The organism is Paractinoplanes toevensis, from assembly GCF_018332695.1.
Taxonomy (GTDB): domain Bacteria; phylum Actinomycetota; class Actinomycetes; order Mycobacteriales; family Micromonosporaceae; genus Actinoplanes; species Actinoplanes toevensis.
In genome coordinates this window covers 49777-69558 of record NZ_BOQN01000017.1, presented here as the reverse complement: position 1 = coordinate 69558, position 19782 = coordinate 49777, and the positions used below count along the sequence as shown (strand labels likewise).

Here is a 19782-nt window from a genome sequence, read left to right as displayed (position 1 = left end):
CGAGCCGTCGCTGGCGCACACCATCGAGATCCTCAAGGGTCTGCGCGACCGTTACGAGGCGCATCACCGGATCAGCATCACCGACGCGGCGCTGGTCGCGGCGGCGACGCTGGCGGATCGGTATATCTCGGATCGGTTCCTGCCGGACAAGGCGATCGACCTGATCGACGAGGCGGGTGCGCGGATGCGGATCCGTCGGATGACCGCACCGCCGGACCTTCGTGACTTCGACGAGCGGATCGCTCAGGTGCGTCGTGACAAGGAGTCGGCGATCGACGCGCAGGACTTCGAACGTGCCGCGCAGTTGCGCGACAACGAGAAGCAGTTGTTGACGAAGAAGGCGCAGCGGGAGAAGGAATGGAAGGCCGGCGACCTCGACGTCGTGTCCGAGGTCGACGACGAGCAGATCGCCGAGGTGCTGGGGAACTGGACCGGTATCCCGGTGTACAAGCTGACCGAGGAGGAGACTTCCCGGCTGCTGCGTATGGAAGATGAGCTGCACAAGCGGGTCATCGGCCAGGAAGACGCGGTCAAGGCCGTCTCCAAGGCGATCCGGCGGACCCGGGCGGGGTTGAAGGACCCGAAGCGGCCGTCCGGGTCGTTCATCTTCGCCGGCCCGTCCGGTGTCGGTAAGACCGAGCTGTCCAAGGCTTTGGCGGAGTTCCTGTTCGGTTCGGAAGACGCGCTGATCCAGTTGGACATGTCGGAGTTCCACGACCGGTACACGGTGTCGCGGCTGGTTGGTGCCCCTCCCGGGTATGTCGGTTATGACGAGGGTGGGCAGCTGACGGAGAAGGTGCGGCGTAAGCCGTTCAGTGTGGTGCTGTTCGACGAGATCGAGAAGGCCCACCCGGACGTGTTCAACACGCTCCTGCAGATCTTGGAGGATGGGCGGCTGACCGATGGTCAGGGCCGGATCGTGGACTTCAAGAACACGGTCATCATCCTGACCACCAACCTCGGCACCCGGGATGTGGCCAAGGCGGTGTCGCTGGGCTTCCAGGCGTCGGAGGACACCGAGAGCAACTACGACCGGATGAAGGTCAAGGTCAACGACGAGCTGAAGCAGCATTTCCGGCCGGAGTTCCTCAACCGCATCGACGACACGATCGTGTTCCACCAGCTGCGCCAGGAAGAGATCCTGCAGATCGTGGACATCTTCACCGCCCGGATCGAGGGGCAGTTGAAGAACAAGGACATGGGTTTGGAGCTGACCGACAACGCCAAGAAGTACTTGGCGAAGAAGGGCTTCGACCCGGTGCTGGGTGCCCGGCCGCTGCGCCGCACCATCCAGCGTGATCTGGAGGACACCCTGTCCGAGCAGATCCTGTTCAACGAGCTGCGCCCCGGCCAGATCGTGGTCGTGGACTGCGAGGGCGACCCGGAGAACATCGAGAAGTCGAAGCTGACCTTCCGCGGCGCCGACCGCGGGGTCACGGTCCCGGACGCTGTTCCGGCCGACCTCGAGGCAACCGCCACCGAGGAGTGACGACAGATGGCCCGGCCGCCACCGGCGGCCGGGCCATATACTTGCTCACCCATAGGATTAGTTCCTACACTCGGTCGATGACCACCACCACCGAGAACGCGCTCAATCAGGTCGACATCGCCGCCGTCGCCACACTGGTGCAGACCATCCAGAACCGCCCGGAGGCGGCGCAGACCACCTGGGCGGCTTCGGTCAGCTGGAACGGTGCGTTCGCCTCCGAGGCGCGGGTGCGCGACTTCGACCCGATCGCCTCGGACGAACCGTCGGGGCTGGGCGGCGGCGACACGGCTCCGAATCCGGTCGAGCAACTCCTGGGCGCCCTCGGCAATTGCCTCGCGGTCGGTTACGCGGCCAACGCGACGCTCGCCGGCATCGTGATCCGCGATCTGCGCATCGACCTCGACGGCGACCTGGATCTGCACACTTTCCTCGGTCTCGCCGACGGGCACGCGGGCTTCTCGGCCATCCGGGCCGCCGTGCACCTGGACACCGATGCGGACGCCGAGGCCATCGCCGAGCTGCACCGCAAGGTCGCCGCCACCTCGCCGGTCGGGCACACCCTGCGGTCCGCGATCCCCGTTCAGATCACGCCGGCATAGGCGCACTTCACGCCGGGGCCGGGAAGCGCAACGGCAGCTCGTTCGGCCCGTGGGTGCCGATCGCCGGGCGCCAGGTCACCTCCCCGGCGATCATCGGTGGGCCGAAGCGGCCGGCCAGGACCGGCAGGGCCTCGCTCAACTGGGCGCTCGCCAGGGCGGAGCCGAGGCAGTAGTGCGGCCCGGCGCCGAACTGGAGCAGCGGCGCCTCGCGGACGGCCGTGATGTCGAAGGCGTCCCCACCCGGGTAGGCGCGCGGATCCCGCTGGGCGGTCTGCACGGCCATGGTCACGAAGGTCCCGGCGGCGATCGGCAGGCCCTGGAACTCGAAGTCCTCGGTCGCGCGGCGGAAGACGCTCGCCGCCGACGGCCGCCAGCGCATCGTCTCGGTGATCGCGCGCTCGGTCAGCTCCGGCCGGTCGCGCAGCAGCGTCCACTGCGCCGGGTGCTCGGCGAACGTGACCATCGTGTTGGAGAGCTGGTGCCGGGTGTTGTCGTGGGCGCCGAAGACCAGGGTGACCAGCAGGTTGCGCAGTTCCTCGCGGCTGACCGTGTCCTCGTCGCGCCAGGCGGCGACCATCCGGGAGATCAGGTCGTCGGCCGGGTGTCTCGTCTTCACGTCGATCAGCGTGTCCACGTAGCCGTCCAGGCCGGCCACCGCCCGTTCCACCCGTGCCGTGGTGTCGCCGCCGGTGGCCAGGGCGAAGATCAGCCCGATGTCGCTGGACCAGACGCTGAAGATGTCGTGGTCGGCGGCCGGCACCCCGAGCAGCTCACCCATCACCGCCAGCGGCAGCCGGTTGGCGAAGGCGTCGACGAAGTCGGCGCTCTCGATCTCGTCGGCCAGCGCTTCGGCCGTCGATCGGATGAACGGCCGCAACCGGTCGATCGTGCGCGGGGTGAACGAGCGGCCGACCAGACCGCGGAGCCGGCGGTGGTCGGCACCGTCCCGGTTGACGATCATCGGGGCCCACCAGTCGTGGATCGGCCCGGCGGTGATCCCGTTGCGCTGCAGGTAGCCGTCGCCGCCGTGGTCGAGCCGGCGATCGCGGAGCAGCTCCTGCGTCTCGGCGTAGCGCAGCACCAGCGGGCCGAGCGGGCTGTCGGCATGCCAGCCGGCCGCCTGGGCGGCGAACACCTCCGGCGCGGTGAAGTCGAACGCCGGATCGACAACGTTGAGGAACGGCATGAGCCGAGTGTGTCGTACCGGTCACCAAGAGCGGAATGCCTCAGGGCCGCCAGCGGGGGCCGTGGATCTGGCCGTGCAGCCGTTCCATCCGCTCGTCGAGGCGGGCGGCGTCGGTGGCGGCCGCGGTCAGCTCGTCCTTCAGCTCCGGCGGCACGTCCTCCTCGTACTTGTAATAGATCTTGTGTTCGAGGCTGGCCCAGAAGTCCATCGCCACGGTGCGCAGCTGCACCTCCACCGGGACGGTGACCACCCGGTCGGAGAGGAAGACCGGGATCTCCACGATCAGGTGCAGGCTGCGGTAGCCGTTGGACTTGGGTTCGGCGATGTAGTCCTTGGTCTGCAGCAGCGTGACGTCCTGCTGGCGGGTGAGCATGTCGGCGACCGTGTAGACGTCCGAGACGAAACTGCACACGACCCGGACGCCGGCGATGTCGCGGATCCGGGCGCGCACCGCGTCCAGCGCCTGCGGGCAGCCGATCCGGCGGGCCTTCGCGGTGAGGCTGTCCACGGTCTTGAGCCGGGTGTTGACGTGCTCGATCGGGTTACCGCGCCCGCGGTGCGCCAGCTCCTCGGCCAGGATCGTGATCTTGGTGCCGATCTCGGCCAGCCCGAACTTGTAGACCAGCATGAAGTGGCGCAGCTCGTCGGCCTGCCACCGCAGTGGCTCGATGTCGGTGCCGGGCACCGGCACCAGCGCGGACCGGTCGGTGGTCACTGTCTCGTCTCCCGGCGTGTTCCTGCGTCGTGCGACGCGCGCCACCACCGTATGCGGCCCGTGCACCCCTTGGTGGTTCATTCGGGCGGCGCTCGGTCGGTGGATGGTTCCCTCCACCTGCAGGCCGGATAGATGCTACAGCGCCAGGTGAAACTCCCCGGTCACCGCGGTGGCGGTACCTGCGGGTCGATTCGGGCGCGAACACCACGGCCCGCCGCGATCGGTCGGCCACGGCATCGCCCCGGACGCCCTGAAAAACCTCGCCGACTGGCTTTTGCTGCACACCGCGTGACGGGGCAGCGCGAATCGCGCGTCGTTGTTAGGTTCCGATCGACATGATCGTCGATCTCTGAGCCGGCAAGGGGGAAGCGATGAGCGCCCGTCGTGATCGGGTCGTCGAGGTCATGCGCGCCGGGCAGGAGGCGTTCGGGCGCGCCCTCGAGGAGTGCGACGGGCCGGGCCGCTTCACCCCGCACCGCTGGAACCGGCCGGGCGGGGGTGGCGGCGAGGCCCGCATCCTCGAGGACGGCCGGGTCTTCGAGCGAGCCGGGGTCAACGTGTCGGCCGTGCACGGCGCCGAGGCGCCGGCGTCGATCGCGGCCGAGCACGGGGTGGACCCGTCGGCCGGTTTCTTCGCCACCGGCCTGTCGACCGTGGTGCACCCGCGTAATCCGCACGTGCCGTCGTTCCACGCCAACTTCCGATACTTCGAGATGGGCGCGGACACCTGGTGGTTCGGCGGCGGCGCCGACCTGACCCCCGCCTACGGGTACGCCGAGGACGCGGCCCATTTCCATCGCACCCTCAAGGACTACTGCGACGAGCACGACCCGGCGCTCTACCCCGAGGCCAAGGCCGCCTGCGACGAATACTTCTACCTGCCGCACCGGCGGGAGACCCGCGGGGTGGGGGGCATCTTCTTCGACGGCCTGCACCCGGCGGGCCCGGACGGCTGGGAACGCGGCCTGACCCTGGCCGCCCGCGGCATCGAAACCCTGGCGGCGGCCTACCTGCCGATCGTGCGGCGGCGCACCGGCCGGCCGTACGGCGAACGCGAACGCCAGTGGCAGCTCTACCGCCGCGGCCGCTATGTGGAGTTCAACCTGGTCTACGACCGCGGCACCCGGTTCGGCCTGCAGACCGGCGGCAACATCGAGGCCATCCTGATGTCCCTGCCTCCGCTGGCCGGCTGGGCGTTCGACGTCCAGCCCACTCCGGGCAGCCCCGAGGCGGAGATGCGCGACCGGTTCCTGACGCCGCGGGACTGGGTTTCGGAGGATGCCCCCGTAGGGTGACGGGTGCCTCCCGGATGAGTGATATATCGTTGCGGTGCTGCCCCAGCCCCAGGTAGTGCGCCAGTTCTCACTAGGTGCCGTGGAGCAGCTGTGGCCATCGAAGACCGCCCGAAGAACTATTCATCGACCGTACGACCAGGTCTGCCGCTCGAGTCTCCGTACCTCCTGACCGCCGTCACCGAACGTCTCGACGCGGGGGTGGCCGTCACCGGTGATCCCGGCCTGGCGGTGATCGAGGTCGCGGCGTTCGGTCGATGGTCGCCGCAACTGGGCGAACAGGTTTCCGCCGCCCTGCGGATGTGCCTGGCCGGGCCGTCCGCCTCGATCATCGTCGACCTGACCGGCCTGGAGGATCCCACCGGGGCGAGCCTGTCGTTCTGGCTGGCGCTGTGGCGGCAGGCCCGGTTCGGTGCCGAGGCGGTGCACCTGGCGTTCTGCCTGCCCGCCACCACGGCGTTGAGCCGGCGCCTCCGGAATCACCAGGGGCCACAGCCGCGGGTGCTGGACACCGTGGCCGCAGCGCGCATGGCGATCGCCGACCGGATGTCCCGCGCCGACCGGCTGCAGACCCGCCTGGACCCCCAGCCGGTCTCCATCCGGGCCGCCCGCAACCTGGTCATGCAGGCGTGCCACGCCTGGCACCTGCCGGGGCTGCTGGAGGACACCTGGCTGGTGGTGTCCGAGCTGGCCGCCAACGCGGTCGAACACGCGTGCACCGACTTCATCGTCACCGTGGCCCGTGGCGGCACCGGCCTGCACGTGGCGATTCATGACTGCGTCAGCCGGTTCCCGCGCCCGAGCGGATCGGAACTCGCCGGCCCGCAGGCCTCGCTCGGCGAACGGGGGCGAGGCCTGCGGCTGGTGCACACGGTCGCCGCGGCGTGGGGTGCCATGCCGACGCGAAACGGCAAGGTGGTGTGGGCGACGGTGATGTGACCTCACCGGCCGGTAACCCGGCCGCGCGCTGGGTAAGACGGTGGCGTGTCGGATCCGGGTGTCGGGCGGTGGGTGCGGGGGATTCGTCGCCGCGTCGGGTGGCTGGATCACCTGATCCGGGCCGGCGTGCGGTACGACCAGGCCGACGGTGGCCGGCTCGCCGCCGCGGTGACGTACTACGCCTTCTTCGCCACGTTCGCGCTGGGACTGCTGGGCGTCGCGGTCTTCGGCTTCGTCCTGGACGACCCGGGGGTGTTGCGGTCGGTCGAGCGGTACGTCGCGGAGGACCTGCCCCGCCTCGACGTGCAGGCGTTGCGCAACGCCCGGGGGACCGTCGGGGTCATCGCGTTCATCGGCCTGCCGATCACCGGATGGTTCTGGGTCGACGCGTTGCGTTCGTCGATCCGGCGGATGTGGCGGCTGCCGGAGTACCCCGGCAATTTCATCGTCCGGGTGCTGGTGGATCTTCTGGTGCTGGCCGGGCTGGGGTTGCTGCTGGCCGCCTCGCTGGCGGTGGCCTACCTGACCACCACGGCCGCGAACCGGCTGGTCGACGCGGCGGACACCGGCGTCGACCTGTCCCGATGGCTGCTCAGCGGGGTCGGGTTCCTGGTGGCAATCGGGGTGAACACCGTTCTGGCCTGCGGTGCGCTGACCGGGCTGCCCCGAGTCCGGATGCCGTTGCGCCGGCTGCTCGGCCCGGCGCTGCTGGTGGCGCTGGCCCTGGAACTGCTCAAGACGCTCGGCCGCCTGTACGTGCAGCACACCGAGGCCAACCCGACCTATCAGCTGGTCGCCGGCTCGGTCGGACTGCTCGTATTCCTGAACGCGATCAATCAGACTGTCCTGTTCGCGGCGGCCCTGACGGCGACGAGTAACGCGGGTCATACCTCCGACCTGGCGGCCGAGGACGAGCAACCGGCGTGACCCGCGTTAGTGTCGCGATCATGTCTGTTGCTCTTTCGCTGCTCGATCTCGCCTCGGTGCAGACCGGGCGGTCCGTGCGGGACAGTTTCGCGGCCTCCGTCGACTTGGCCCGCGCGGCCGAGCGCAGCGGCTTCCGCCGAGTCTGGTACGCCGAGCATCACAACATGCCGGTCATCGCCTCCTCGGCGACCAGCGTGCTCATCGGGCACATCGCCGACCGGACCGAGTCGATCCGGCTCGGGGCCGGCGGGGTGATGCTGCCCAACCACTCGCCGCTGGTGATCGCCGAGCAGTTCGGCACCCTGGCCACGCTGCACCCGGGGCGCATCGACCTGGGGCTCGGCCGGGCGCCGGGCAGCGACCAGAACACGATGCTCGCGCTGCGCCGCAACCCGGCGTCGGCCGACTCGTTCCCGGAGGACGTGCTGGAGTTGCAGGGTTACCTGAGCGGGCACAGCCGGGTGCCGGGGGTGCAGGCCGTGCCGCGGGCCGACGAGGTGGTGCCGCTCTACATTCTCGGATCGTCGATGTTCGGTGCCCGGCTGGCCGCTCAGCTGGGCCTTCCGTACGCTTTCGCCTCGCATTTCGCCCCGGACCTGCTGCACCAGGCGGTGGACGTCTACCGGGACACGTTCCGTCCTTCGGAGCAGCTTTCCCAGCCGTACGTCATAGCCGGGGTCAATGTCTTCGCGGCCGAGGACCATGACCTGGCGGTGCGGCAGAAGACCGTGGCCTACCGGCAGCGCACCCGCGCCTTCCTGCGCCGGGGCAATTTCACCGACGCCGAGATCGACGCGTTTCTGGCCTCGCCGAACGGCGCTCAGCTGGCCGGGATGACCCGGTACACGGCGGTCGGCACGCCGGACGAGGTGCGCGACTACCTCGTGGCGTTCGCGGCGGGTTGCCACGCGGACGAGCTGATCACGACCCATCAGGCGCCGGAGCCGGCGGATCGGGTCCGGTCGGTCGAGCTCACCGGTCAGGCGTTCGCGGAGTCGGCGGGCCAGGCCGGTCAGCAGGAGGCTCGTCCTGCGACGTGACCGGCCGCGTCGCACCATGGGGGTATGACTACTTCCATCGACAGGGTGACGGCCGGCGAGCAGGCTCGGGCGGCCATCTACGAGCACGGCATCACCGCTCTGCCCGGTGCCTTCGACGTGGCCTGGGCGGACGCGATGCGCGAGGACATCGAGGCCGCGTTCGCCGAGGCCGTCGACCGGCCGGGCGGTGCGGTGGGCCGGGGACCGCACCGTTACTACGTGGAGATCCACCCCGAGCAGCTGCGCGGCTTCGCCGACCTGGCCGGCCACCCCTGGGTCGACGCCGTCTGCACGGCCGTGCTCGGCGCGGACTACCAGATCGTGGAGCTCGGCTTCGACATCCCCTTCGCCGGTGCCGTCCACCAGCCGTGGCACCGTGACTTCCCGATGCCCGAGGTGACCCGGACGGAACGCCGGCTGAACTCGCTGGCCTTCAACCTCACCGGGGTCGACACCACCGACGAGATGGGCCCGTTCGAGATCGCGCCCGGCACCCAGTTCGACGACGAGCCCGACTTCGACCACGGCATGTTCCCGCCGAAGGCCCGGTACGAGCGCTACGCCGAGCGCGCCGTGCGTAAATACCCGAAGCGTGGGGACATCTCGGCCCGGTCGGCGCTGACCATCCACCGGGGCACGGCCAACCGTTCGCCGTCGGCCCGCCCGGTGCTGGTGCTCGGCGTCGACGCGGCCGACGCCACCAACAGCGACAAGCACGACCTGGCGGTCACCGAGAAGTACTGGGCGGAGCTGCCCGGCGCGATCCGCCGGCATCTCGCCTGCCCGATCGTGGACCGGCTCACCCCGATCACCCAGAAACACACCATCGAGGGACTGGTGATGGGGGAGGCTTAGTTTCAATAACGTTTCGAAGGTATTGATGAAAATCACCGCTGGGTTCATCCCGCTCTGTAACGTCGCTCACTGATCGGCTTATTCAGTAGGCAACATCACGCCCGATAGTTTTCGGCGAATTTACCTGGCGCCCGTTTGCCTGCAGGTCAGCGCGGTTGCGAGGAATCGATCAAGAAATTTGCGTTAAGCCGACCGTAATGTGACCCAGAAGAAATGTTTTGCCGATGCTCGCGGATCCGGCCGCTTTCCTGTTCTCTTGGTATCGGCACCGAATTCACGGTGCTGGATATCAACAATCCGGGGAGCATCCATGACGGCAACGTCCCCTACGCCGGCTCGGCTGGCCTGGCGGCCGCTGCAACGGTCGACGCGCGTCGCGATCATCGCCGCTCTCGCCGCAACCGTGTTCTACCAACTGTTCCTGCTGAACCCGGCGTACCGCGGACCGGGCTGGCTCTGGATCACCATGCTGGCCGCCGAGGGGCTGACCGCCCTGCACCTGGTGGGCACCTGGTGGACGATCCTGGCCCACGACGACCGGGCCGAGGCGGTGGACGCCACGGTCTGGCGCAACCGGCTGCGGGCCGGCGCCGACGTCCCCACGATGGACGTGTTCATCACGGCGTACGGCGAGGAGCCGGCGCTGGTCGAGCGCACCGTGCTCGCCGCGCGCGACATGGACCTGGAACACCGCACGTTCCTGCTCGACGACGGCGACAGCGACGAGCTGCAGCGGATCGCGGCGGACGCCGGCATCGGTTACCTGCGGCGACCGGGCGGCGCGCACGCCAAGGCCGGCAACGTCAACGCCGGGCTGGCCCGCACCGACGGCGAATATGTCGTCATCCTCGACGCCGACCACGTGCCCGAGCCGGGTTTCCTGATCAGCATCCTGCCGCACTTCCAGGACCCGGACGTCGCGTTCGTGCAGTCCCCGCAGTCGTACACCAACAACGTCAACCTGGTCGCCACCGGTTCCGGTGAGGCGCAGCGCATTTTCTACGAACTCGTCTGCCCGGGTAAGAATCATTTCAACGCCGCATTCTGCGTCGGCACCAACGTCATGTTCCGGCGTACGGCGCTGGACAGCATCGGTGGCATCTGGACCGGCAGCAACTCCGAGGACATCTGGACCTCGATCGAACTGCACAAGCGTGGCTGGAAATCGATCTACGTGCCCCAGGTGCTGGCCCGCGGGCTGGCGCCGGAGGACGTCTCCTCCTACCTGAAGCAGCAGCTGCGCTGGGCCGGCGGCGGTTTCGAGGTGCTGCTCAAGGGCCGGCTGTTCAAGCGCGGCATCGGCCTGACCATCGACCAGCGCCTGCAGTACCTGTTCTGCGGCACGCACTACCTGCTGTCGGTGGCGATGCTGACGTTCATGCTGTTCCCGGCGCTCTACCTGCTCTTCGCGCTGAGCCCGATCCGCGCCGACGGCGTCGCCTGGGCCACCCACTACCTGCCGTTCCAGGCGGCCGTGCTGCTGGTCACCTGGCTGCAGTCGGGCGGGTTCAAACTGTCCGCGATCGTGGCCAGCATCGGCGCGGTGCCGGTGCACCTGCGGGCGCTCGGCGGTGTCCTGATCGGGCGGCCGGCGAAGTGGAAGGTCACCAACGCCGGTGGCCAGGGCGCCCGGTCGCTGTGGGCGGTCATGCCGCTGTTCGCTCTGCTCGTGCTCAACGCCACCGCCATCGTGGTCGGTGTGCTGGTGATGGCCGACCCGGCGCCGACCTGGCTGTCGGTCGGCTGGGCCGGCATGATCGTTCTGATTCTCGGCCGGATGATCCTCGAATCGATCACCGGCGGCCGGATCCGGCACCGCGGCGCGGTACCGGCCGTGCCCTCGCTCGCGCCCGCCGGCGCTGAGCTCGACAACCGGCCGCAGCCTGTCGCGGCCGTCGCCTGAGCCATCCTGCCGAGAGAGGCACGATCATGACCACCACCATCGAAGCTCCCGTCGAAACCGAATTCGAAACGCCGCCGCGGCCCAGAAAACACCGATTGCGGAAGGCCCTGCGGGTCACGCGTACGATTCTCGTTGTCTTGATCTTGCTGGCCGCGGCCGTGATCGGCGGCACCTACGTCGTGCGGCAGCGCCTCGCCGAGCGGACCATGGTGGATGCCGGCACGGCCGTCCTGACCGCGCAACCGATCACCGTCGGCTCGGCCGACGCCGCCGTCGTCAACCGGGTGCTGGTCGCCGAGCGGAAGAGCGTCACCGCCGGCACCGTCCTGGCCGCGGTCACCCTGACCTCGGACGGGGGAGCGCCGCGGGTGCAGGAGCTGAGGGCGCCCGCCGCCGGCATCGTCACCGAGATCAACGTCGCGCCCGGGCAGATCGCCCGCGCCGGTGAACCCATCGTCACCCTGTACGACCCGGCCAAGCTGTCCTTCCAGGTCGACGTGCCGCTCGAGACGCTGCGCCAGTTGCGGCTCGGGATGACCGCCTACGTGAGCGGGCCCGGCCTGCCCGGCCGGATCACCACGAAACTGCAGGAGGTCGAGGCCCGGGTCGACACCCAGACCACGGCCACGCCGGACCTGCTCACCGTCGTGCTGCGCCCGGAGCCGTCGGCGCTCGCGACCGTGCGGACGCTGGTGCCGGGTCTGCGCTTCGACGTGGTGGTCGACACCACCACGGCATCCGGCGGAATCCCGGCGGTGAACAGCGCGTGAGCCGCCGAATCATCGCTCTCGCGGCGGTGGCCGCGTTGACGGCCTGCAGCGGTTCCGGCCCCGCGCCGGCCGCCACCGGCCCGCTGATGGAGGAAGCCGCGGCGCCGCGGCTCGGTGTTCCCGCGGTGACCGGCCGCGGGAGCATCGCCGGCACGCTGCCGGCCGCCTCCGCCCCGACCAAGGCGCCGGTCCAGGCCGGCGACCTCGCCGGCCAGGCGCTGCCCACCAACCAGTGGTGGAGTTCCGCGCTGACCGGGCCGCGCACCCAGCCGATCTGGGCGCACCCGCTCGCCGTGCAGGCCGCGGCGGGCGGGGTGCAGATCAGCGGCGCGGCCGTCACCGCCTCCGCGAACGCCATCATCACCCCGTTCCTGCCCGCCCTCACCGCCGGCACCGCCACCGGCCCGGTCAGCGTCGTCTCCTACGGCGCCTTCCACGTGGTCCTGCGGGTGGGTCAGGTCGAGGTCACGCTGGTGCAGGGCAGCCCGGTGGTGTGGCTGCGCTTCACCGGCGCGGCGCCCACCCTGACCGGCGCCTTCCAGGACGTCGGCAGTTCGGGCACCCGGGCCCGGCTCGACATCGCGGGCGGGCGCTGGGATGTGCTCGGCACCGGTCTGACGCTGAGCGGATCCACCGTCACCGGGACCGGCGAGCAACTCGCCGTCGCCCGGGTGCCGGCCGGGGCCGACCGGGCGACCTGGGAGAAGGCGAGCACTCCGGATCCGGTCGTGCGGACGACGGCCGCGATGGCGTACGACGAGAAGGCGGGCACGGTCAGCCAGACGCTCACCGCCGAGCGGGCCGGCGGCGGCACCGGAGCGTGGGCGCTGCTGCCGCACCAGCAGGCCGGGCAGACCACGATCCCCGGCACCTACCCGGACGCGCGTGGCACGATGTCCCTGGTCACGGCCTCCTCGATACGGGTCACCGTGCCGATGCCGGGGCTGCTGACCAGCGTGCCGAAGGTGCCGCTGAGCGCGGCGGCGACGAAGGCCGTGCTGGCCGACCTGGACCGGGACCTGGCCGACCCGCCCGGCGCCGGCGGCAGCTACTTCGGGCTCAAGGAGCTCGGCCGGCTGGCCACCGTCGCCGAGGTGGCGGCCGCGGCCGGCGCCGACGCACAACGCACGAAGGCGCTCGACCGGCTGCGGCCCCAACTGGTCGACTGGCTGACCTACGGCGGACCGTCCGACGGGCGCTACTTCGGCTACGACAAGGTGTGGGGCGGCCTGATCGCGGTGCCCGCCGAATTCGGCGCCAACGACTACAACGACCACCATTTCCAGTACGGCTACCTGGTGCGCGCCGCCGCGGTGCTGGCGTCGGCCGACCCCGGGTTCGCCCGCGACTACGGCGACGTGGTCGACCTGATCGTCGGTGACTACGCCGGCTCGAAGACGGCCGGTCTCCCGCCGTTCCGGGCGTTCAACGCGTACCTCGGCAGCTCGGCCGCGTCCGGCTTCGCGCCGTTCGCCGACGGCAACAACCAGGAGTCGTCCAGCGAGGCGGTGGCGGCCTGGGAGGCGGTGGTCCGCTGGGGCCTGGTCCGCGGCAACGCGGAGATGACCGGGTACGGCGTCACCCACTACGCGATGGAGGCGGCGACGGCCCGGATGTACTGGCTGGGCGAGGGGCTGACCCGCCCGGCCGGGTACGCGCACACCACCGCCGGCATCGTGTGGGACGCGAAGATCGACTATGCGACGTGGTTCGACCCGAAGCCGGAGTCGGTCCTCGGGATCCAGCTGCTGCCGCTGACCGCGGGCTCGTTCTACCGAGGGCCGTCGGCCACCCGCGAGCGGGAGCTGGGCGACAAGCCCGTGGTCTGGGGCGACCTGTTCGCCGCCGACCTGGCCCTGTCCGACCCGGCGGCCGCCCGCCGCCGGCTCGACGCCGGAGTCACCCGGGAGGAGAGCACCAGCCGGGCGATGGTGCGGTACTGGGTCGAGGCGCTGGTGGTGCTCGGGCCGCCGAAGCCCGGCGCCGCCCAGCCGGTCGGGGCGCTGGCGTTCGGTTCGCGGGTGGCCGGGGCGCCCGCCGGATAATCGTCTGTCGCCGCGCCGGCCGGGTCGAAGCGGAGTAGGGTTACCGCAGGACTCGGCCGGCGCATCGCGTCGACGACCAGCGCACCTCCACCGCCTGGACCCCGCGGGTAATACCTGACGTCCGGCGTGTCACCAGAGGTGTCGCCTCTGCCAAACCGGGCGGCCGTCGGCATGACCTACCCGGCAAGGACGCTCCTCATGGAAATCGACGCCCTGACCTACCCCGCCGATACGCGAACCGCGGCCCTGGCGCTGGCCGATGCCGCGGAGACCGCCGGTTACGCTCCCTCGATCCGCGACACCCAGCCGTGGCGGTGGCGGCTCACCGGTGACACCCTCGACCTGCATCTGGTTCGCAGCCGCGTCCTGCCGGACTCCGATCCCGACGGTCGGCTGGCCACCCTGAGCTGCGGTGCGGCCCTGCACCACGCCCGGATCGCGATGGCCGCGCACGGCTGGCAGATCACGGTGAACCGGATGCTGCAGGGCGCCGATCGTGATCTGCTCGCCCGGCTGCACGTCCACCGGCGGGCGCCGGCCGACCTTCCCGCCGCGAGGCTGCTCCGCGCGATCCCGGCCCGGGGCGCCGTCGTCCGGTCCCCGGCCGACGGCACCCCGGTGGACCGGGCCGCCCTGACGGCGATCACCACCGCTGTCATGACCGAGGACACCCGGCTCTACGAACTGCGGGCCGACCAGGCAGGCGACGCGGACACCGTCCTGCTGCACGCCGCGCACGACGAACCGTTCGACTGGCTCCGGGCCGGCGAAGCACTCTCCGCCGGCTGGCTCACCGCCACCGGACACGATGTCTCGGTCACGCCGGACAGCGTCCTGATCGAGACCGTCGCCACCCGCCGGGCGTTGCGCGCGATGATCGCCGACACCGGCTTTCCCTGCCTGATCCTCCGCCTCGGAACGGCCGGTCCCGCCGGTGCCGGCGTGCCGCACACCTTTCGCCGGCCGGCCGACCAGATCATCGAACGGTACTGACCTGCGCCTTTACCTGCCGGTCCAGGGGCTGCACATGATGGCCGCCGCCTGATCCCACCCGAGCCATTTTCCGGTACGCGGCTCGCCCGGTGCGCTGGTTTCGAGGGGGAACCGGCTCACCGGGCAGTCGTGCCGACGCCGACCCGCAGACCGGCCCGGGCCGCCGACCGGACGTCATTGGACGGCGGGCGACCCGGGTGTCTAGGACTTGACGGGATAGCGGCCGATCGTGTCGAGGTGCCGCAACGCCTGCGCGTACGACGGGATCAGGCCGGTCTCCAGGTAGGACACCTGGTGGTCGCGGCAGAAGGCCTGGACGACGGGCTGAGCGTGGCGCAGGTTGCCGCGCGGCATCGACGGGAACAGGTGGTGCTCGATCTGGTAATTGAGACCGCCGAGGGTGAAGTCGGTGAGCCAGTGGCCACGCACGTTGCGCGAGGTGAGGACCTGCCGGCGCAGGTAGTCGGCGTCGTCGGCGGCGCTGAGCGGGGGCATGCCCTTGTGGTTGGGCGCGAAGGAGCAGCCGAGATAGAGGCCGAACAATCCCTGGTGTATCGCGATGAACGCGACCGCCTTGCCGGGCGAGAGAACCAGAAAGACCAGCGCCAGGTACGCGACCACGTGCACCCCGATGAGCAGCGCCTCGCGCCACCGCGGCCGGTCCCGCTCGTTCCGGAGATATCGCACGCTCGCGACCCGCAGGTTGAGCGACTCGAGCAGCAGCAACGGGAAGAACGTCCACGCCTGGTAGCGGTAGAACATCCGGGCGATCGGCCCGCTGGCCTCCGCCTGCCCGGTGGTGAAGATCAGCGCGCCGGCCCCGATGTCCGGGTCCTTGTCCTCGTCGTTGGGGTGGGCGTGGTGGCGGCTGTGCTTGTCCACCCACCAGCCGTAGCTGAATCCCACACCCAGGTTCGCGAACGCGACGCCGAGCAGATAGTTCGCCCGGGCTGAGCGGAAGATCTGCTTGTGCCCGGCGTCGTGGCCGAGGAACCCCAGCTGGGTCGACACGACCGCGAAGTACGCCGCCATGGCCAACTGCCACCACGAGTCGCCGATGACCAGGAACGCGGCCACTCCGGCCGCGCAGAGGACGAGAATCAGGGCGATCTGTCCGGTGTAGTAACCCGGACGCCGGTCCAGGAGCCCGGCCTGCTTGATCGTTCGAGATAGTTCCGCGTAAGCGCTACCGCGCGGGGGCGCGATCGCCTCGGTTGACTGCATGGACGCTCCAGCTCGACGCCGCCAGTGGGAAACGTCGCCGGGGTCCGGGGCGAGCAGACCTGAGTAGTACCCACGTGGGGCGCGTTCACACCGCCAACGACGCAGATGTTTGCCACCCACCGGGCCGGGCATCATGCTACCTCGGCGTATGGTCGCCATTAGGATCGCGAGATATCCAACAGGCTGCTGCCCCGGACCACGGCGGTTCCTCGGGTCAAGGAGAGGTGCGGCCGTGAGCTGTCGCGTGTTTGGAAAGGTCTGCGGCCTTTTTCCGGGTGCGGACCGTGGATGAACTGCTCGCGCGGGTCGCGCGCCTGATCGCCGACGAACCGCCGCGTACCGATGATCGGGCCGGAGTCGGTGGAGCGTTGCGCCGGTTGTGCAGCGCCGCCGGACGGTCGCTGTCCGCCTCGGGAGTGGGGGTGAGCGTGATGGGCGAGGGCGGCATGCGCGGCGTGGCCGCGGTGTCCGAGCCGCCCTACGAAGCCATCGAGGAACTTCAGTTCACCCTCGGCGAAGGTCCCTGCCTGGACGCGTTCGCCACCCGCCAGCCGGTGCTGGTCCCGGAACTGGCCGGCGCGGCGATGCATCGGTGGCCCGGGTACGCGCCGGCCGTTCACGGCTGTGGGATGCGGGCGGTGTTCGCGTTCCCGCTGCAGGTCGGTGCCGCACGTCTCGGTGTCCTCGACGTGTTCCGGGCCGAGGAGGGCGCGCTGTCGGCCCGGCAGTTCCGCCAGGCGCTGACCTTCGCCGACGTCGCGGTCACGACGTTGCTCGACGAGCAGGAACGGGCGGCCCCGGGCGCGGCGGCCGAGGGCCTCGACGAGGTGATGGGGCAGCGCGCGGAGGTGTATCAGGCGCAGGGCATGGTGTCGGTGCAGATGGGCATATCCCTGGTCGACGCGCTCGCTCGGCTGCGCGCACACTCCTACGCCGAGAACCGTCCGCTGGGAGAGGTCGCACGCGACGTGGTGGCGCGTAGGCTGGCCTTCGACAGCGACCAGTCCGAAGAGAAACGGTAGGCCTGATGTCCACTGTTTCCGCCGCACGGCTCGCGTCCGTGTTCGTTGAGGTCGCCGACACACTCGTCGACGAGTTCGACGTGATCGAGTTCCTGCAGATGCTCACTTCGCGGGTAGCGGAGTTCTTCGACACCGCGGCGGTCGGCCTGATGCTCGCCGACCACCGCAACCGGCTCAACTTCATGGCCGCGTCCGACGAGAACGCCCGGCTCATGGAGCTCATTCAGCTGCAGTACGACGACGGTCCCTGCCTGGACGCCTTCCGCACCGGCCACCCGGTGACCAACGTGAACCTCGCCGTTGCCGAGAGCCGATGGACCAAGTTCGCGCCCCGCGCGTCCGAGGCCGGCTTCCACTCGGTGCACGCGTTCCCCCTGCGCCTGCGCAAGGAGGTGATCGGCGCGATGGGCGTCTTCGCCGGTGCCGTCGAGCTCGACGAGTCGGACTCCCACATCGTGCAGTCGCTGGCCGACGTCGCCGTGATCGGACTGCTTCAGGAACGCGCCATCCGCCGCGGCGAGGTCCTCACCGAGCAACTGCAGAAGGCCCTGAACAGCCGGGTCATCATCGAGCAGGCCAAAGGCATCATCGCGCAGACCCGAGGGATGACCCCCGATGAGGCGTTCGTCGTGATCCGTGACTACGCCCGCAGCCACAACCGGCGCCTCGGCGACGTCGCCAACCGCATCGTCACCGATCTGCCCGTGGCGGCCGACCTGACGTAGTTCCGGCGATCGGGCTCAGCTCAGTTCCGGGTCCATCTCGTGGCGAAGCCGGCGGAGTGAGCGCGCGACCAGGCGGGACACGTGCATCTGGGAGATTCCCACTCGCCCGGCGATCTCGGCCTGGCTGAGGTTGCCGTAGAAGCGCAGGGTCAGGATCGTCCGTTCCCGCTCGTCGAGGACCGCCGCCATCGCGGGGCCGAGCGCAACCCGGGCCTCCACCAGGTCGTACTCGTGGTCCTCGTCGCCGAGAGTGTCGCCCAGCTCGTGCCGGCCGTCGTGGCTGACCGGCGCGGACAACGACGTCGCGGTGTAGAGGAGGGCACCCTCGATGCCCTCCAGCACGGTCTCCTCGCTGACACCCAGGTGCGCGGCGACGTCGGTCACGGTCGGCGACCGGCCCAGCGTCTGGGTCAGCTCGCCGTTGGCCGCGGTGATCGCGAGTCGCAGCTCCTGGAGCCGGCGCGGTACCCGGATCGCCCAGGTCCGATCGCGGAAGTAGCGCTTGATCTCGCCGACGACGGTCGGGATGGCGTAGCCGGCGAAGTCGACTCCGCGGCCGGGGTCGAACCGGTCGACCGCATTGATCAGGCCCACGATGGCGGTCTGGACGAGGTCATCGACGTGTTCGCCGCGGCGGCAATATCGGGCGGCGAGGCGCCGGGCCAGGGGCAACCACGCCTCGATGGCCCGATCCCGCAGGGCCGGGCGCGCCGGGTGCCCGGCGGGCAGAGCAGCCAGGGCCGTCAGAAGTTCGCCCGGCGAGGTTGACTCGAAGGCGCGATGACCAGTCGACTCGAGCATGGATCCCCCTTGAGAAAGGAAGCATCGCCATGCCGAGGTCTGGGGCAGCAGGCCCCGTCCGGGGCCGGCACGACCAACACTAGACCCGTCCGGACCCGCTGGAGCCGATCAGTCGCGAGAACTCAGGAAACGTGCTCGATGCCGGCGAGCAATTCGGGCGCGCGCCGCTTGTTGTTGCTGTCGGCCGCGGCGGTCAGCGCGGCGTCGGCCGAGGCCGGGCTCGCGTCCGGCGGGACTACCAGCAGGTCGAATCGGTCGCGCCCGAATTCGCTCACCACGGTGATCAACCCGGCCGGCTGGGAGGTGTACCACCCGAGGTTCACCCGGCGGGAACCGGTGGCGGCCCGCCGGGCATGCGGGAGGTCCCACTCGGCGGCGTTCAGCAGCATGTGGGTGATCTCGCCGCGGGCGTCGCCCAGGGCGTCGACCAGCCGGGGGAGTTCGTCGGCCGCGTTCTTCGACCGGGGCCACCAGGCCCCGTCGAGGACGGTGGTCCGGGAGGAATTCGGATCCAGCCGCAGACGCATGTCAGTAGTGGTCGATGTCATCAGGAAGCCTCTCGCTCGACGACGTCCGCCCTCAGGGGCGGGCGCGATGCGCTCGTCGGAGAAAGTCGAGATGCCGGTGTAGCCCCATCCTACGCGCTTCCCCGGCGGCCTGCGCGTACCGTGGGTGGCGACCGGCGGCTCCGCCGCCGGCGCGTGTCATCACCGGCCTCGGTGGACCTCGTCCTCGCCCCTTCCCCGGGTTGGGCCCCGCGCCCGCGTTGGTCCCCGACGATGGGAACCTCTTCATGGCTTCACCCCCCTTGCTCGCGTCGCCCCGTGTGCGGTTCGAGCCCGTCTGGTTCCACCAGACATTGCTCGACGGCAGTTGGTGTCCGGAGTCGGCCGATCCGAGCGTGGAACTGCCCGTGATGCTGCCGATCCTCCAGGAGGCGCGCGGTCCGGTGTCTCGGCTGCTGCTCAGCGCCGCGGGCTGGTCGGCCCGCCCGCACCAGGTCGTCGTGGGCGGCCGGACGATCAGCGTCGGTTACTGCTCCGATCTGTCCCCGTCGCTGATGATCGTGCGCTGCGCCGGTGGTGATTCGTTCAGCCTGCGCGTCGCGCCAGGCCCCATTCCCGCGCAGCGGGCCGGGTCCTAGCCCGCCGCCGCGCCGGCCGCCCAGCACGGCGGCTGGGCCGGCGACGACACCGCTCTGCTCGTCCTTCGCGTTCCGCCGCGCGCCTGATCTTCTTATGTGGCATGCCGCCGAAT

At 70.2% G+C, this 19782-nt stretch carries 19 protein-coding genes; 14 read left to right on the top strand and 5 right to left on the bottom strand.

The annotated features are described in order from the left end of the window. Positions 1-1489: AAA family ATPase (locus Ato02nite_RS07450; protein ID WP_213005652.1), on the top strand; the 1489-nt coding region annotated here is incomplete at its 5' end. 77 nt (positions 1490-1566) lie between these two features. Then, positions 1567-2088 carry an OsmC family protein gene (locus Ato02nite_RS07445; RefSeq protein WP_213005651.1) on the top strand — a complete coding sequence of 174 codons (522 nt, stop codon included), beginning with the start codon at positions 1567-1569 and terminating at the stop codon, positions 2086-2088. A gap of 7 nt (positions 2089-2095) precedes the next feature. On the opposite strand, the gene Ato02nite_RS07440 is transcribed toward Ato02nite_RS07445, so the two are convergent. Both Ato02nite_RS07440 and Ato02nite_RS07435 read right to left on the bottom strand, forming a co-directional pair. Then, on the bottom strand, positions 2096-3274 hold the full coding sequence (locus tag Ato02nite_RS07440; RefSeq protein ID WP_213005650.1) for a cytochrome P450: 1179 nt from the start codon (positions 3272-3274) through the stop codon (positions 2096-2098). 40 nt (positions 3275-3314) lie between these two features. Then, complete coding sequence (locus Ato02nite_RS07435) at positions 3315-3989, bottom strand: GTP pyrophosphokinase (protein WP_246606244.1); 675 nt, start codon at positions 3987-3989, stop codon at positions 3315-3317. Between the two features lie 371 nt (positions 3990-4360). Here Ato02nite_RS07435 and hemF point away from each other — a divergent pair, with 371 nt between their 5' ends. The 9 genes from hemF to Ato02nite_RS07390 all read left to right on the top strand — a co-directional run bounded on the left by hemF (position 4361) and on the right by Ato02nite_RS07390 (position 14753). Then, positions 4361-5284, top strand: coding sequence for an oxygen-dependent coproporphyrinogen oxidase (gene hemF, locus Ato02nite_RS07430; RefSeq protein WP_213005648.1), 924 nt, complete (start codon positions 4361-4363; stop codon positions 5282-5284). A gap of 90 nt (positions 5285-5374) precedes the next feature. Further along, positions 5375-6220 carry an ATP-binding protein gene (locus tag Ato02nite_RS07425; protein WP_213005647.1) on the top strand — a complete coding sequence of 282 codons (846 nt, stop codon included), beginning with the start codon at positions 5375-5377 and terminating at the stop codon, positions 6218-6220. A gap of 45 nt (positions 6221-6265) precedes the next feature. Further along, positions 6266-7147: a YihY/virulence factor BrkB family protein gene (locus tag Ato02nite_RS07420; protein WP_246606242.1), complete on the top strand. Its 882-nt coding sequence runs from the start codon at positions 6266-6268 to the stop codon at positions 7145-7147. Between the two features lie 20 nt (positions 7148-7167). After that, the gene (locus tag Ato02nite_RS07415; RefSeq protein WP_213005646.1) at positions 7168-8187 is read left to right on the top strand and encodes an LLM class flavin-dependent oxidoreductase; all 1020 of its coding nucleotides are present in this window, start codon (positions 7168-7170) and stop codon (positions 8185-8187) included. Positions 8188-8211: 24 nt separating this feature from the next. Next, entirely contained in the window at positions 8212-9042 is an 831-nt protein-coding gene (locus tag Ato02nite_RS07410; protein WP_213005645.1) for a phytanoyl-CoA dioxygenase family protein, read from the top strand. Positions 9043-9352: 310 nt separating this feature from the next. Continuing rightward, complete coding sequence (locus Ato02nite_RS07405) at positions 9353-10945, top strand: glycosyltransferase family 2 protein (RefSeq protein WP_213005644.1); 1593 nt, start codon at positions 9353-9355, stop codon at positions 10943-10945. A 137-nt stretch (positions 10946-11082) separates the two neighbouring features. Then, the gene (locus Ato02nite_RS07400) at positions 11083-11715 is read left to right on the top strand and encodes an HlyD family efflux transporter periplasmic adaptor subunit (protein ID WP_213005643.1); all 633 of its coding nucleotides are present in this window, start codon (positions 11083-11085) and stop codon (positions 11713-11715) included. Then, positions 11712-13760 (top strand): glycosyl hydrolase, encoded by a 2049-nt coding sequence (locus Ato02nite_RS07395; protein WP_246606238.1) that lies wholly within the window; start codon positions 11712-11714, stop codon positions 13758-13760. Before Ato02nite_RS07400 ends, Ato02nite_RS07395 begins: the two co-directional genes overlap by 4 nt. A 198-nt stretch (positions 13761-13958) precedes the next feature. Next, positions 13959-14753: a nitroreductase gene (locus Ato02nite_RS07390; RefSeq protein WP_213005642.1), complete on the top strand. Its 795-nt coding sequence runs from the start codon at positions 13959-13961 to the stop codon at positions 14751-14753. A 201-nt stretch (positions 14754-14954) separates the two neighbouring features. On the opposite strand, the gene Ato02nite_RS07385 is transcribed toward Ato02nite_RS07390, so the two are convergent. Beyond that, positions 14955-15977, bottom strand: a complete 1023-nt coding sequence (locus Ato02nite_RS07385; RefSeq protein WP_213005641.1) for a fatty acid desaturase family protein — start codon at positions 15975-15977, stop codon at positions 14955-14957. A 284-nt stretch (positions 15978-16261) separates the two neighbouring features. On the opposite strand from Ato02nite_RS07385, the gene Ato02nite_RS07380 reads away from it, so the two are divergent. Both Ato02nite_RS07380 and Ato02nite_RS07375 read left to right on the top strand, forming a co-directional pair. Next, a complete protein-coding gene (locus Ato02nite_RS07380) occupies positions 16262-16999 on the top strand; it encodes a GAF and ANTAR domain-containing protein (protein WP_246606237.1) in 738 nt (245 codons plus the stop codon). Between the two features lie 5 nt (positions 17000-17004). Beyond that, positions 17005-17724, top strand: coding sequence for a GAF and ANTAR domain-containing protein (locus Ato02nite_RS07375; RefSeq protein WP_213005639.1), 720 nt, complete (start codon positions 17005-17007; stop codon positions 17722-17724). A gap of 15 nt (positions 17725-17739) precedes the next feature. Here Ato02nite_RS07375 and Ato02nite_RS07370 read toward each other — a convergent pair whose 3' ends face one another. Both Ato02nite_RS07370 and Ato02nite_RS07365 read right to left on the bottom strand, forming a co-directional pair. After that, a complete protein-coding gene (locus Ato02nite_RS07370; protein WP_213005638.1) occupies positions 17740-18525 on the bottom strand; it encodes a SigB/SigF/SigG family RNA polymerase sigma factor in 786 nt (261 codons plus the stop codon). A 122-nt stretch (positions 18526-18647) separates the two neighbouring features. Beyond that, positions 18648-19052 carry a DUF5994 family protein gene (locus tag Ato02nite_RS07365; protein ID WP_213005637.1) on the bottom strand — a complete coding sequence of 135 codons (405 nt, stop codon included), beginning with the start codon at positions 19050-19052 and terminating at the stop codon, positions 18648-18650. Between the two features lie 14 nt (positions 19053-19066). Between Ato02nite_RS07365 and Ato02nite_RS52825 the strand changes: the two genes are divergently transcribed. After that, a complete protein-coding gene (locus Ato02nite_RS52825; protein WP_307853598.1) occupies positions 19067-19669 on the top strand; it encodes a DUF5994 family protein in 603 nt (200 codons plus the stop codon). Positions 19670-19782: the final 113 nt, after the last annotated feature.